Source organism: Peribacillus deserti (genome assembly GCF_016909175.1).
Taxonomy (GTDB): domain Bacteria; phylum Bacillota; class Bacilli; order Bacillales; family DSM-1321; genus Paraperibacillus; species Paraperibacillus deserti.
Genome location: NZ_JAFBFI010000002.1, coordinates 176,316 through 190,671 on the forward strand (window position 1 = coordinate 176,316; position 14,356 = coordinate 190,671).

14 protein-coding genes are annotated in these 14,356 nt (G+C 39.9%); 12 read left to right on the forward strand and 2 right to left on the reverse strand.

Annotation, left to right across the window (positions count from 1 at the left end):
* Positions 1-98: 98 nt before the first annotated feature.
* Positions 99-842 (reverse strand): SDR family oxidoreductase, encoded by a 744-nt coding sequence (locus JOC77_RS03040; RefSeq protein WP_204538405.1) that lies wholly within the window; start codon positions 840-842, stop codon positions 99-101.
* A 198-nt stretch (positions 843-1,040) separates the two neighbouring features.
* Here JOC77_RS03040 and JOC77_RS03045 point away from each other — a divergent pair, with 198 nt between their 5' ends.
* The 9 genes from JOC77_RS03045 (at position 1,041) to dat (ending at position 9,019) form a co-directional block, all read left to right on the forward strand.
* A complete protein-coding gene (locus tag JOC77_RS03045; protein WP_239558563.1) occupies positions 1,041-1,880 on the forward strand; it encodes a dimethylarginine dimethylaminohydrolase family protein in 840 nt (279 codons plus the stop codon).
* A gap of 138 nt (positions 1,881-2,018) precedes the next feature.
* Positions 2,019-2,555, forward strand: a complete 537-nt coding sequence (locus tag JOC77_RS03050) for an HD domain-containing protein (RefSeq protein WP_204538408.1) — start codon at positions 2,019-2,021, stop codon at positions 2,553-2,555.
* A gap of 74 nt (positions 2,556-2,629) precedes the next feature.
* Positions 2,630-3,058: an SRPBCC family protein gene (locus JOC77_RS03055; protein ID WP_204538411.1), complete on the forward strand. Its 429-nt coding sequence runs from the start codon at positions 2,630-2,632 to the stop codon at positions 3,056-3,058.
* The gene (locus JOC77_RS03060) at positions 3,058-3,420 is read left to right on the forward strand and encodes an ArsR/SmtB family transcription factor (RefSeq protein ID WP_204538414.1); all 363 of its coding nucleotides are present in this window, start codon (positions 3,058-3,060) and stop codon (positions 3,418-3,420) included. Before JOC77_RS03055 ends, JOC77_RS03060 begins: the two co-directional genes overlap by 1 nt.
* Positions 3,421-4,075: 655 nt before the next feature.
* A complete protein-coding gene (locus JOC77_RS03065) occupies positions 4,076-4,567 on the forward strand; it encodes a GNAT family N-acetyltransferase (protein ID WP_204538417.1) in 492 nt (163 codons plus the stop codon).
* Positions 4,568-4,851: 284 nt separating this feature from the next.
* A complete protein-coding gene (locus JOC77_RS03070; protein WP_204538420.1) occupies positions 4,852-5,361 on the forward strand; it encodes a mismatch-specific DNA-glycosylase in 510 nt (169 codons plus the stop codon).
* Positions 5,362-5,512: 151 nt separating this feature from the next.
* A complete protein-coding gene (locus tag JOC77_RS03075) occupies positions 5,513-6,277 on the forward strand; it encodes an exodeoxyribonuclease III (protein ID WP_204538423.1) in 765 nt (254 codons plus the stop codon).
* A gap of 62 nt (positions 6,278-6,339) precedes the next feature.
* On the forward strand, positions 6,340-7,314 hold the full coding sequence (locus JOC77_RS21690) for an aromatic acid exporter family protein (protein ID WP_204538426.1): 975 nt from the start codon (positions 6,340-6,342) through the stop codon (positions 7,312-7,314).
* An 853-nt stretch (positions 7,315-8,167) separates the two neighbouring features.
* Positions 8,168-9,019 carry a D-amino-acid transaminase gene (gene dat / locus JOC77_RS03085; RefSeq protein WP_204538429.1) on the forward strand — a complete coding sequence of 284 codons (852 nt, stop codon included), beginning with the start codon at positions 8,168-8,170 and terminating at the stop codon, positions 9,017-9,019.
* A gap of 128 nt (positions 9,020-9,147) precedes the next feature.
* On the opposite strand, the gene JOC77_RS21695 is transcribed toward dat, so the two are convergent.
* On the reverse strand, positions 9,148-10,974 hold the full coding sequence (locus tag JOC77_RS21695) for a sulfatase-like hydrolase/transferase (protein ID WP_204538432.1): 1,827 nt from the start codon (positions 10,972-10,974) through the stop codon (positions 9,148-9,150).
* Positions 10,975-11,139: 165 nt separating this feature from the next.
* Here JOC77_RS21695 and JOC77_RS03095 point away from each other — a divergent pair, with 165 nt between their 5' ends.
* From JOC77_RS03095 to JOC77_RS03105, 3 genes are all read left to right on the forward strand, one after another.
* The gene (locus JOC77_RS03095) at positions 11,140-12,522 is read left to right on the forward strand and encodes a glycosyltransferase family 2 protein (protein ID WP_204538435.1); all 1,383 of its coding nucleotides are present in this window, start codon (positions 11,140-11,142) and stop codon (positions 12,520-12,522) included.
* Positions 12,523-12,613: 91 nt separating this feature from the next.
* Positions 12,614-13,423, forward strand: coding sequence for an Fpg/Nei family DNA glycosylase (locus JOC77_RS03100; RefSeq protein ID WP_204538438.1), 810 nt, complete (start codon positions 12,614-12,616; stop codon positions 13,421-13,423).
* A 20-nt stretch (positions 13,424-13,443) separates the two neighbouring features.
* On the forward strand, positions 13,444-14,277 hold the full coding sequence (locus JOC77_RS03105) for a deoxyribonuclease IV (RefSeq protein ID WP_204538441.1): 834 nt from the start codon (positions 13,444-13,446) through the stop codon (positions 14,275-14,277).
* The last annotated feature ends 79 nt before the right edge of the window (positions 14,278-14,356 follow it).

The window sequence follows — 14,356 nt, forward strand, 5'->3', positions numbered from 1 at the left end:
CTGGAACTGTCCTATTTATTGCCACATCCAAAATGAAGCATGGGAAATGGGGGACAGTCCCCCGAGAAAAAACTGTCGTCAGGGCGGCAGCTTCGTTTTTATTGGTATTGTTTGTTCATTTGTTCGACTGCCTGGTCGATTTCTTCGCGTGACATTTTCATCGCTTTGGCAGAACGGCCGTATCCAATTTCTTGCTGGTTCTTTTCAAGGCCCTGGAAGATTCCATCAGCAAATTCGTCCAGCGGAGCTCCAAATGTATGCAGGCCAGGACCCCCTAAATCGGTATTTACTGCAGGAGGAGCCACTTCGAATACTTCAATATTTCTTTTCGAAACTTGATGCCTCAGGCTGATTGTGAAAGAATGCAAAGCTTCTTTTGTTGCGCAATAAATCGGTGCAATGGCCATGGGAGTGAAGGCAAGCCCAGAGGTGACATTTATTATTCCTGCAGTTTCTTTTTCTTCTAGGTGTGTTAAGAAAAGCATAGTTAAATGGATCGGAGCTTCAAAATTCGCGTTGATTTCCTGGCGGTAGTAGCTCCAGTCCTCTTTCTGATCCAATAAGTCAAACCTTTGCTGGATCCCGGCATTATTTACTAATACATTCACATGCGGGAAGCTGCTTTTTACCCACTCTACTAGAGAAATCCTGTCACTTTCTACGGAAACATCAGAGACGCGGATATGTAATTCAGGATATTTTTCTTGTGCCTGCAGCAGTTTTTCTTCATTTCGGCCGCAAATAATAACTGTATTCCCTCTCTTAAGAAAGCGTTCTGCGAAAGCCAATCCAATGCCTGATGAACCGCCTGTAATGAGAATCGTATTATCTGACCATTTCATGAAAGAATTCCTCCTAAGATTTTTTAAGTAAACCTTATTAGATTTACCCTTGGGAAGCAGTCTACACTCATCCTTTTTTAATTAAGTATGGCTTGCTAAACAATAAGAATAGAAAAAACATTCACAGTAATAAAAGATTGGATAACTCGCAGAACTTGGGAGAAAGTATGGAGAGAATCTAACTAGGAAGTGGTTACATTGAAAGCGGTATGCTTTAGTGAATATGATCTATTGAAGAAAGTTATTTTATGTGAACCGCAATATATGAGAATTAAAGATGTTATTAATGAAACCCAAAAGCACTTTGAAAACGAAGGCATTCATATAAAAACAGCCATGATTCAGCATCAGGATTTTGTAGCGGCTCTAAAAAAACTGGGAATTGAAGTAATCATCCTGCCATCTTTTGAAAGATATCCTGAGCAAGTGTTTACCCGTGACATTGGTTTTACACTGGGTGAACAAATCTTTGTTGCCGAAATGGGAACCGATATCCGTACAGGAGAAGAACATGTATTGATCGATTGGCTTCAAAAGGCTGACCTGCCTTTTATTAACCTTACAGGTGACCGGATAGAAGGCGGTGACGTGCTGATTGACCGCACTACTATCTATGTGGGAATCAGTAACCGGACAAAAATAGAGTCAATAGAAAAACTCCAGAAGCTTCTTCCCCAGTTTGAAATCATAGGCATTCCGTTTACAGACACCTATCTCCATTTGGACTGTGTTTTTAATATTATTTCCCCCACGGAAGCTTTAATCTTCCCAGGGGAGATTAATAAAGAAGAGCTGCACATACTGGCTTCCCGCTATGATTTAATAGAAGTTACGGAAGACGAACAATTTACTTTAGGAACAAATGTCCTTTCTGTCGGACATAATAAAATTATCTCGCTGCCTGTTAATATCAAAGTGAACAGAGAATTGAGAAAAAGAGGCTATGAAGTAATAGAAGTAGATATCACAGAAATTATTAAATCCGGCGGTGCATTCAGATGCTGTACGATGCCGATTATCAGGGAAAAACAAAGGTGAGGCCATAAGGGATTCCTAAATTAGGATCCCTTTTATACGTTAATGTCCAAATGTAAAGAAAAGGCATAATATAGTGTATTAACCAAAGTGATAGTGGGTATAAGTAAATACATTATTTTAAAATAAGGATGATTCACAATGAGAGACGTCTCCCTGCTTGATATTTTTAAACATCATATAGCAGAAAAATACTTAAATCGTTCTGGGTTAGCCCATGCGATAGCTGTTGCACATCATGCTTTTAAGCTGGCAAAAGAACAAAATCAGGATGTTGATATAGCAGCCAAAGCAGGGCTGCTGCACGATATTGGCCACTTCACCTGGTATAGAAATGGTAAATGGGATTATGATTTGTACAAGAAAAATGATATACATCCGATCAAAGGGGCTGAGCGGGCTCATAAGCTGCTGATCCGCCTTGGCGAAAATCCAATCCGTGCAAAAACGATTGCCCTGGCTATCCTATTTCATACAGATTCTTTTTTACCATCGAATGATATTATTCGTACACACCTGCAGCAAATTGTCAAATGGGCGGACGAAAAGGATGAAGAGGAGGGCGGCCTTCATCACTACAGAAAAATTGAAATAGAAAGAGCGAGGGAAAGCATAATCCGTCTCGATGGTTTAATTGAAAAAGAACTGGAAATGAAAAATGAATCTGAAATATCTTGACGTATAACCAAAAGGTTTCATATAATCAATTTATGAAACCTTTTGGTTTTATTATTATTTTACGGAGGTTTAACATGGGAGAAATAAATCTAGTTCCAGATATTCAAAAAACGATTTTATTAGAGGCTCCGATCCAGAAAGTCTGGGATACAGTATCTACAGCTGAGGGTATTTCGGCCTGGTTTATGCCAAACGATTTTCAGCCGCTTGAAGGACATGAATTTCATATTCAATCGCCATTTGGGCCTTCTCCTTGCAAAGTTCTGGAGGTTGACCCGCCTAACCGGCTTTCTTTTTCATGGGATACAGATGGCTGGGTAGTTATTTTCGAATTGCAGGAAAGGGAAGGAAAAACCGAATTTTCCTTAACTCATACGGGCTGGAAACCAGCTGACGAAACGATTGGGAAAGCCGGAGAGAAGAGTGCGGTCATTCGCGATCGTATGAACCAGGGCTGGCAGTCGATTGTTGCTGAAAGACTCAAAAAGGCTGTTGAAGAGTAATGACAGAAGCAGCCCGGCATGATGTATTTCAGGCCATTGCTGATCCAACAAGGAGAAAGCTGCTGCAGCTGCTATCAGAAGAGGAAATGCCCATCAATGCTTTAGCTGCCCATTTTCCCATCAGCCGGACAGCGGTCGCTAAGCATCTAGCCATCCTTTCAGATGCCAACCTGATTACAGGAAAAAAAGCAGGAAGGGAAAAAAGATTCGCCCTGCATCCTGAACCTCTGCTTGAGGTTAAAGAATGGGTAGCCTATTACGAACGCTTTTGGGACAACAAGCTGTCTATGCTGAAACACTTAGTTGAAAAAGACGGCGAAATAGAAGGTCTTAAAGAAGCAGAAAAGCGGAAAACTACTTAGTGGATCAATACGCCCGGTTTTTGAACTGCACCGAAATTGTTAGACACAAATCTAACAACGGAGGTGCAGTTTATTTTGTGGGCGTTTTTGCTTTGTTCGATTGTTATGTATGCAATCCTAGATTGACCATGCGGGACATACAAGTTAGGAACATAAGATTCTGATTTACTAAAATGTAAATCAATGCTAGTTCAAATAAAACACAATGTACCGGCATGTTAGTAAGAATTTGGCCACATACAAAACTATGGGTGGACCCATGTATCTTGAGAGTTCACGTACATAGGGATTTCGTCAGCTCCATACATTATCGACAGCCAATACGTACCTCATACAAGAGCTGTTTTAAACTAACAGCAAAAATCATCTTTACTTACCACCATTTTTTACATGAGCCGTTGTTAAAAATTTAAGAGCAGTAACTTGAAATAAATGAGCTGTTTTTAAAAATAAATGAGCGATCATTTAAAATATATGAGCCGAGAATATAAAAAACATGTGCCGAAAGCTTACTGCGATATCAAGCCCTATTCATTTTTATATGGTGAATGGGGAAGAATATCACTTAATGGAGTAAATAGGAGAGTTTCTGCTTCGATCAGCAAGTGGTCTTTTGTTACCGTAACTATAAATTTACACATAAAGGCGGTCCTAAATGACAAATGAAATAGAAATCGCAGAATATCAAAGTTCATATCAGGCAAGGGTAGTAGAGTTGATCACGCACATCCAACAGGAGGAATATAATATTCCGATTAAGCTTCATGACCAGCCTGATTTATTTTCGATAGAAAAGGTTTATCAGTCAGGCATCGGCAATTTTTGGGTGGCTCTGCATAACAGCCGAGTTGTGGGAACGATTGCTCTTGAAGATATTGGGAATGATCTCGCAGCCTTAAAAAAGCTATTTGTTGAGCCGGATTACAGAGGGAAAAATTTTGGGACAGCCGCGCATCTTTTACATACTGTCCTGGGTTGGGCAAGAAGTCATTCAATCAAAGAAATAATACTCGGAACTACGGATCAATTTGAAGCAGCGCACAGATTTTATGAAAAAAATGGGTTTTTAAAAATCAAAGAATCTGAGCTCCCTCCAGGGTTTCCAAAGCTTAAAGTGGATTCAAGGTTTTATAAATATGTATTATAAGAAAGAGGCTGCAGTGTCAGCCTTTTTCTATGGAAAGTTGTTGATAGCTAATGAAATTTGAATCCTGCATAATACAGAAACAAGATAAAAACTTTCTATAGAATGAACTTAATTAAAAGGCTGATAGAGAGATGTTTAATGAATGCTGACTGGAAAGCCTGTCTAACGGCAGCGAATCATTACAGCAGACCTTAAGCAGTTATCATTTCCGAAAAACATCAACGATTCTAGGGTGAGTTTATACGTAAGAGGATTTCATAATTAACCTTTAAAGGAGAAGACTCATGGATTCCATACTTGATCACATAAAAAAAGATCTTAAGATTTTATTTGTTGGTTTTAATCCAAGCATCCGCTCTGGAGAATCCGGCCATCATTATGCAAATCCAAATAACCGATTCTGGAAGATACTCTATCAATCCGGGCTTACAGATCAAATATATCGTACATACGAAGATTATAAGCTGCTTGAAATAGGATATGGTTTCACTAATATCGTTTCAAGGCCTACAAAAGCTGCTGATGAGATTACTAAAGACGAATATCAGGCAGGTAGAGAAGAGCTGATGAGGAAGATTCGGCAGTATAAGCCTAAAATTGTCTGCTTCGTCGGAAAAGGGGTATATCAGGAGTATTCGAAACGGAAGGTTGTTTCATGGGGATTTCAAGATCAGTCCATCGTTCCAGGTGTGACAGATTTTGTTGCTCCATCTTCCAGCGGTCTTGTTAGAATGAAGCTTGATGAAATCGTCGCTATATACAGCCTGCTCACAGCTGCCAATAAGACCAAATAAGCTCACAGCAGGCTTTTTTAATGAATAGATTAATTGTTTTAATAGAAAGCTGCTCAATGTGAAGCTTATTATTTTAATAATTTAAGAGACAGAAATATAATAGATACTCAGTTGATAAATTTGAATGCATGCAAGGAGACGAAGTGATTTAATGAAACTGGTATCATGGAATGTTAATGGATTAAGAGCATGTGTAAAAAAAGGGTTCAATGAATATTTTGCAGAAATGGATGCAGATATTTTTTGTATACAGGAAACAAAGCTGCAGGAAGGGCAGATTGAACTGGACCTGGATGGCTACCAGCAATATTGGAATTATGCTGTAAAAAAAGGCTATTCAGGAACTGCCGTATTTACAAAACTAGAACCGCTATCTGTACGATATGGGCTCGGCACTGATGAGACTGAGCCGGAGGGAAGGGTGCTGACCCTAGAATTTGATTTTTTCTTCCTTGTAAACGTTTATACTCCAAATTCTCAGCGGGATCTTGCCCGGCTTGATTTTAGGCTGGAATGGGAGGACCGGATTCTTAATTATGTGAAAGAGCTTGATGATTCGAAGCCTGTAATCTTGTGCGGAGATTTAAACGTGGCCCACAATGAAATAGATCTACGAAACCCAAGACCTAATAAAGGCAATTCAGGATTCACGGAAGAAGAGCGGATGAAAATGACGAATTTTTTAGCAAGCGGCTTTGTAGACAGTTTCCGTCACCTTTATCCGGATAAAGAGGGCGCCTATACTTGGTGGTCTTATATGAACAAGGTGAGAGAGAGAAATATTGGGTGGCGGATTGACTATTTTATTGTTTCAGGGAAGATTTCGAAACAGATCAAGGATGCAGAGATTCATTGTGACATTATGGGAAGTGACCACTGTCCTGTCGTCTTAGACATTAACCTGGAGCAAAAGTAATTCAATAATCTTCATGGAGTTAGTAAAACCTATGAAAAGAACTCTAGGAAAGAAGGTACAGTGTGTTTATCATTGGCAGCCGAACTATTAAAACCGCTATAGGAGCCATGGTTTCTTTAATGATAGCGGGGATGTTTTCACTTGAAAATGCAGCAACAGCTGCCATTATCACGCTGCTTAGTGTCCAAAGCACGAAAAGGCAGTCAGCTGTTGTAGCACTACGGCGCTTTGCAGCCGGTATTCTTGGTATTGCAATCGCTATAATCTTATTTCAATGGGGCTCGTTTACACCTATTTCTGTTGGTGTACTTCTTTTTATTTATATCCCGTTAATGGCGAAATTAGGATTGCAGGAAGGAATTGTTCCTGGTTTTGTCATTGTAATGCAATTATATTTAACTAGAAATATAACGGTCAGCTTTGTACTTAATGAGATCTTTATTATTTCCATTGGTATCCTGGTGGCTCTGCTGTTTAATCTTTATATGCCTAGTGTTGAAAAGGGCCTCCGCAACAAGTCAGCAGAAACAGAGGAATATTTTAAACTGATTTTCCTTCAGCTTGCCCGTTTTATCAGGAAGAAGGAAAGAGTCTGGAATGATGAATCTGTGGTTAAAAGCCACCAAGCGATTAGAGAGGGTAAAGAATTGGCTCGCCGCAGTGCGGAAAATTCATTTTTTCGCAAAGAGAATTATTACCAAGACTACTTCAATATGCGGGAACAGCAGTATGATATTATTCAAAGAGTGATTCCTATTATTCTTCATTTGCCCTCAACTTTTGAACAACATGTTATGGCAGCCGAGCTAATGGAGGAAATTGGGCTTAGCATCAATGAGGATAATCCTGCGACTGAGCTTTTACATTCTTTACGGACATTGCGGAGTACATTTGAAAAGATGGATCTTCCGAAAACACGGGAGGAATTCGAAACGCGAGCAGCTCTCTTAGTTTTTATCAATGAAATTGAACGGTTCCTTCAAATTAAATCGCTTTTTATAAATGATTTACCCGAAGCAGCTATAGTACAAGGATAACCAGCCTTTTTTTGGCTGGTTTTTTAATGGAAAGGCGATGTTTGAGCTCAATGTTGATTTTCTCACTAAGTTGATTGGAGCGTAAGGTGCGAGACTCCTGCGGGAAAAGCGAGTATTGTCCAGCTCCGGACTGACACCTTCGGTCATAAGCCAATCGCCATCAAAAGGTAAAAAGCGCCTTTCGCTGCCGCTTGTCTTATGTCTGTCAGGTGTCTGACTTTTTATTTAGTCGTTTTTCTAACCAGTTTGTTCATCACAGAACTCTAAAGAGAAGTAGCTTGAAAGTCACCGTCCTCCGCTTTTCGTGTTGTCCAGCTCCGGACTGACACCTTCGGTCATAAGCCATTCGCCATCAAAAGGCAAAAAGCGCCTTTCACTGCCGCTTGTCTTTTGTCTGGCTAACGCATAAGGGCGACTATGCTTCTGTCTTCGCTGTCCCTTGCCAATCAGCAAGTCTTCTTTATCAGGTATCTGACTTTCTATATAATGGTGTTTTAAACGAGTTTGTTCATCACAATTCTCTAAAAAGAACTACCTTGAAAGTCACCGCCTCCGCTTTTCTATTAAGGGAGACCCCGCAGGCATACACGTAAGAGGAGGCTCCCAGACCGCCCGCGGAAAGCGAGTGCCTGTAGCGGAAATCAACAGACAAGTGTAACAAAGCTAATGGAAAAAGTACTGGACTTCCAGTCCAATTTATACCCTATTTACAGAAAATTAAATATATTGGTTGGAGAGTTTTATAAAAAAAGGTAAAATGGATGCAAGTTTTATTTTTTCTCATAAGGAGAATGACAATTAATATTAAGGAAGTAAATAAGAGAACAAATTGACTAAGACGGGGGATTTAAAAATGAAAGTTCTGATTAATAATGAGCTGCAAGACCGCCAAGAAGTAAAAGTTGATATTGAAGACAGAGGCTATCAGTTTGGGGATGGAGTTTATGAAGTCATCCGTGTATATGAAGGAGTTCCTTACACACTTGACGAACATCTTGCACGTTTTTATCGCAGTTCAAAAGAGATTGGGATAACTCCACATCTTTCATTAGAAGAACTTAAGCAAAAGCTGATCCTTCTGATTAAAGAAAACGGGCTGAATGACGGCGGGATTTATGTACAAATGTCAAGAGGAGTAGCACCAAGAAAGCATCAATATGAAGTGAATTTAACTCCTGAGCTGGTCGCTTATCCAGTGCCGTCAAAACGCCCGGACAAAGAACAAAAGGAAGGAGTTGCTGCCATTACTGCCGAAGATCTGCGCTGGCTTCGGTGTGATATCAAAAGCCTTAACCTTCTTTATAATATAATGATTAAACAAAAAGCCCATGAATCTGGAGCGTTTGAGGGAATATTAGTCCGAGACGGAAATATTACCGAAGGAACTTCCTCTAACATTTTTATCATCAAAGATAGAACCATCTATACACACCCGGCAGGAAACCTTATCTTGAATGGAATCACCAGGACTAAATTGCTTGAATTGTTCAAGTCTAAAGGCTGGGCATATAAAGAGCAGGCATTTTCAAAGGAAACTCTTCTTCAAGCGGATGAAGTGTTTATGTCTTCTACTACAGCTGAAGTGGTTCCTATAACAAGCATTGATGGAAAACCTGTTGGAAACGGTTCAGCGGGAAGCTTTACAGTTGAAATTAGAGAAGCATTCCAGGAATTAATCAAGAACGCCACTGCCGCAGCCGTTTAATATTTTGGCGGCAGCCTTTTCAATGATACTGAAAAATATAGCGGACAGAGTCTATGTGTTTAAAAGAAATGATAAAAGGCGAAAAAGCCCCTGATGTAATTGCATCAGAGGCTTTTTCGTCTTTTATTTTACTTAAGAGATTCTACATAACGATCCGATTGTTTCATATACTTCAGCATTTGGTTCATCCTGTTTAAGGAATCTGGACTTGCAGGTACTGTCTTTCTTGTCTTTAAAGAGGTTACCCGGCCTTCATCCTGAGTTTTGCCGGGTGAAAAATGAAAGGAATCTGTGATATAGGTACCAGTGGGGGTATAAAAACGGATTCCAATCGTGTTCATTTTTGTGTTTACTAAATCAGTCCCGAATATCATTTGTTTTTTTATATCCAGCCCTAATATATTTGCAGCGGTTGGATAAATATCCACTAAACCGCCAGTTGTTTCTATCGTCTTTCCCTCAGTAACTCCTGGGATTTTTATGATGAGAGGTATGTTTAGGTGATCTAGTGGATTTTGATATTCTCTCCCGAAAATTTCCTGCAGAAGTTCTGAATCTTTAGAACTCTTTGTCTGAACTCCTTGATGATCTCCGTAAACAATAAGGAGCGTATCATCGTATAACCCCCATTTTTTCAACTCGCTTACAAATTTTCCAAACGCATAGTCCGCATAACTGACGGCTTCGATGTATGATCCGATAAATGACTGATTGTACCGGGTGGGCAGCTGAATAGCAAATTTCTTTTTATCTGCTGGAAGATGGTATGGAAAATGACTGGATAAGGCGATAACATCAGCGTAGAATTTCTTATCTTTCTCATGGAACTCAGCAAGTTTTTCGGCTGTTTTCTGATACATCACCTCATCAGATACGCCGTAAGAAATAATGTCGCTTGTCCCAAAATATTGTTTATCATAGTAATCGTCGAAGCCCAGCGACTTATACATGTTCTTCCGGTTCCAAAAGGAAGCACCATTTGCATGAAATGTAGCTGAATGATACCCTAGTTTTCCCAGAGCCCTGGGCAGACTTGGCACTGTCTTACCTTCAACGGCAGAAGACATGGGAATATCACCAAGAGCATATAGGGATGTGTTTGTTATAAATTCAGCATCCGATGTATTGCCTTTTCCCACTTGGGTATAGACATTTGGGAAGTAAAGCGAGCTTTCGGCCAGTTTATTAAGATTAGGAGTTATAGGTTTTCCATCGATTTTCAGATTGATTAGGAAGTCCTGCACCGATTCAAGCTGCACGATTATTATATTTTTTCCACGGGCCATGCCGTAAAGCTCTAACGGTCCATTAAGATTTGACCTTCGCCTTTTTTCCAAAGTTTCAGCGCTGATCTTCTGCTCTGATACAAAATGTGACTGGATCTCAACTCCCGCTTCTAAAAATTGATAGCCTAACAATCCGACTTGATCATATTTACTAATCTCATTTACTGATTGAGCCGATTTGGAAATACCCAGGAAAATAAAAATGGAGGCAGCAGCAGCTAAAAACGCCGCTGTTCTATTGCTAAGAGACATCGTAAATCTTGCAATCCGTTTTTTAGCCATGGGTATAAACATCAGCAGAATAAAATCAGCAAAAAGAATCAGATATTCCTTATTAAAGAGAGCGAAAATGCTATCTTTTATTGTTCCTACTTGATCTATTTCGCTCATGGATTTGTAAGTAAATATAGTGTTGTAATAATCATAGAAAAGCAAAGATGTCAGGCACAGGGCCGTATAGACAAGATTTAGCAGCAATAGGGAAATTATCTGCCATTTATTCATTGTGAAAGAAAGTAAAAGTATCAGTATTCCTAATATAGAAATCTCAGCCAGAATGCCTGAAGTATTAAGTCCATCCAGTATGGACATTTTTACATAAACCGATTTCAAAATTAATGTTAAAAAAATAAAGACGCCTAAAGGCGAAACGGCCTTCTTTTTATCCACTATAAATTCCTGCCAATCTTTTAGTATATAAGCATTCTTGCCAACAATATAAAAAAACTATCAGTTCATCCCCATGAAAATTAATGCTGGTTAAAAACTGCCATCTTTGGAGAGCCTAGAAAAAGAGAGTGAAGTCCAAAATCAGCAGTATAGAGGTGAGAGGGTATGTTTATTTTTCTTTTGTTCATATGCCTGGCTGTAACTTTCGGCTATGGAGTATTTACGCAGGGATGGACCGGAGCTTTTGAACTGGGAATCTATATTTTTTTATGTGCCGTTCAAGCTGTGTCGCTATTTTTCGTAGGGTACCAGACGATTATGAGCTATGCAGGTTTAAGGAAGTTTAAAAAAACAGAATTGAAAAGCCCTGCGAATAGATTTGCTGTCTTAGTTGCTGCACATAACGAAGAAAAAGTAATCACTCAAATTTGCGAGAATCTAAAAAATCTTAACTACCCAGACAATCTGTATGATGTTTACGTGATCTGTGATAATTGCAGTGATGGAACAGCTGAGGCCGTAAGGAACACCGGAGTTACGGCGATGGAAAGGCATGAACCTGATAAAAAAGGGAAAGGCTACGGACTCGAATGGACGTTCGAAAGATTATGGGAGCTTGAAGACAAAGGGACTTCTTATGATGCGGTGGTCATGTTTGATGCGGATAACCTTGTGAGCAAGGACTTTCTCCAGATAATAAACTCTAAACTTTTAGATGGCTTTGACGTTGTGCAGGGATATCTTGATTCTAAAAATCCTGAGGATTCGTGGGTAACTAAATCCTATTCCTTTGCTTATTGGTCGACCAATCGAATTTATCAGCTCGTCAGAGAGCATTTAGGTTTAACTGCCCAGTTAGGTGGGACTGGTGTAACCGTTACTACAAAAGTACTTAAAGGTATTGGATGGGGAGCTACCTCCTTAACAGAGGATCTTGAATTTACACAGCGCTATATTCTGAAAACAGGGAAGCGGGTTGCCTGGGCACATGATGCAAAATTGTATGATGAAAAACCTTTGGGCTTTATCCAGTCATTCAGACAGAGAATCCGCTGGATGCAGGGACATTTTGACTGCATGACAAGATATGCGTTTCCCTTAATAATAGAAGGCTTTAAGAAGCGGAAAATTATGCTTATTGATTCGGCTATTTATCTAATTATGCCGTCTCGGTCTATACTTGCCTTGATTTTGCTCATTTCTGGAGTGCTTTCTTATACAGGAGTTTATAAAGCAGATGAATTCCTTGGAGATGTAATTGATAAATCAATTTTACTCGATGGCTGGATTTATGGCTGTTTTATTGCAGCCTACTTATCATTGCCTATTCTAGCCATGATTCTTGAAAAAAAGGGGAACAAATTACACTGGTTCTTTGTTTCGTATCTGTTTGGTTTATCTTGGATTCCGGTCACGATCCTGGGACTTTTGAAAAAAAATCAAAGAGAATGGAGTCATACTACACATTCTCGAGCACTTGCTATTGAGGAGCTTGAGCTTGAGCCAAATGATGCAGAAGCCGTGTATGAACCTAATCCAATTAAATAAAAGTCCTTTCAGCCAGTAAGTCTCCCTGATGGCATGAGCTTTTCTGGCTGTTTTCTAAGAAAATAAATCGGTAAAAAAGAGAGGAATCAGCATGCCGGAGCTTCCAGAGATGGAAACGTATAAAACTCTTCTCAACCAAAAAATAGCAGGGCAGGTTATTTTAGATGCAGAAATCGGCCGGATCAAGTCGATCAATATTGCACCCGGCGATTTTATTTCTAAAGTTAAATGTCAGACAGTGATCAAGGTAGAAAGACGAGCCAAGTATTTAGTTTTTATTTTATCTAACGGCTGTATATTGGTCCTTCATTTAATGCTTGGCGGCTGGATGTTTTTTGGGAAAGAAGAGGACAGGCCGAAAAGAACCGTCCAGATCACTTTGAATTTTGGTGCAAACAATCTGTATTTTTTTGGCTTAAGGCTTGGTTATTTACATCTTTTTGATAAGGAAACCGCTGCCGCCGAGCTATCAGACCTGGGTCCAGAACCGTTAACTCCCCAATTTACCCTGGAATTCTTCATAGAACTGCTGCAAAACAAGCGTGGAAGAATTAAAACTAAACTTATTGACCAGCATTTTTTATCGGGGATTGGGAATTGTTATTCTGACGAAATCTGTTTCCAAGCGAAGTTACTTCCCATGAGGGACATAAGCTCCCTGAGCCCGGCTGAACGGACTGCTCTTTATGAAGCGATCTCTCTAGTTTTGAGAGAAGCGGTCAGATTCGGGGGGTATATGGAAAATCCGCTTTATGCTGGGGACGAATTGACTGGCGGATACGATGAAAAGTGCAAGGTGTATGACAGAGAAGGGGAACCTTGTGTCAGGTGCGGTACATCTATTAGAAAAGAAATGATCTCTTCAAGAAAAACTTTTTATTGTACACACTGCCAAATATAAAAAAAGATCGGGTGGTTTATATGCGATTTGGCTGCCATGTAAGTATCAGAGAGGGATATTTAGCTGCGGCTAAGCACGCCCATTCCATCCAGGCACAGGCCTATCAATACTTCCTGAAGAATCCTAGAAGTCTTTCAGTCAAAGATTTCGACCGGGGAGATGCCGAAGCCTGCAAAGAATTCTGCCTGAGCCATTCGATTCTTTCCATTGCCCATACGCCCTATCCAACAAGCATTACTCCATCCGATGATAAAAAAGATGCTGTTGTAGAATCTTTATTAAATGATTTAGAAATAGCAGATGCCTGCGGTTCTGTTGGAGTGGTGGTCCATTTTGGAAGCCAGATTAATCCAGCCAGCCCATTAGAAAGCTATCAATTAATGATAGAAGTTTTGAACTCTGTAACTTCCGGGTGGGAAGGAACTTGTAAAATTCTGCTTGAAAATAATGCTGGTATTCCAGGTACTATTGGAACCACTCTAGAGGAATTAGTCCAGGTAAGGAATTTATGTGGCGAGCCGCAGAAAATCGGTTTCTGTCTTGATACATGCCATGCTTTTGCCAGCGGCCTCTGGACAGGTGATAACTGGAAAGAGCTTTCTAAAAAAGGCAAGGAGCTCGACTATTTTAAAGAATTATCAGCCGTTCACCTTAATAACTCTAAATATGGGATGGGACAGGGAAAGGACAGGCACGCCAATATATTTAATGCAGGGCATATAAACGAAGAGCAATTTGAAGAGCTGATTCATTCACCGCTGCTTAAGGACGTTTTATTTGTATTAGAAACTCCAAAGGAATACGGGATCAGCCATAAAGAGGAAATAGAACAGCTATACAGTAAGTGGGGGTGATTATTTTGGTGTGGGCTGGGCCGAGATACAGCCGGACACTATTTTTAAAGAATTCTACTATACGAAGTTGTGCAAAGTT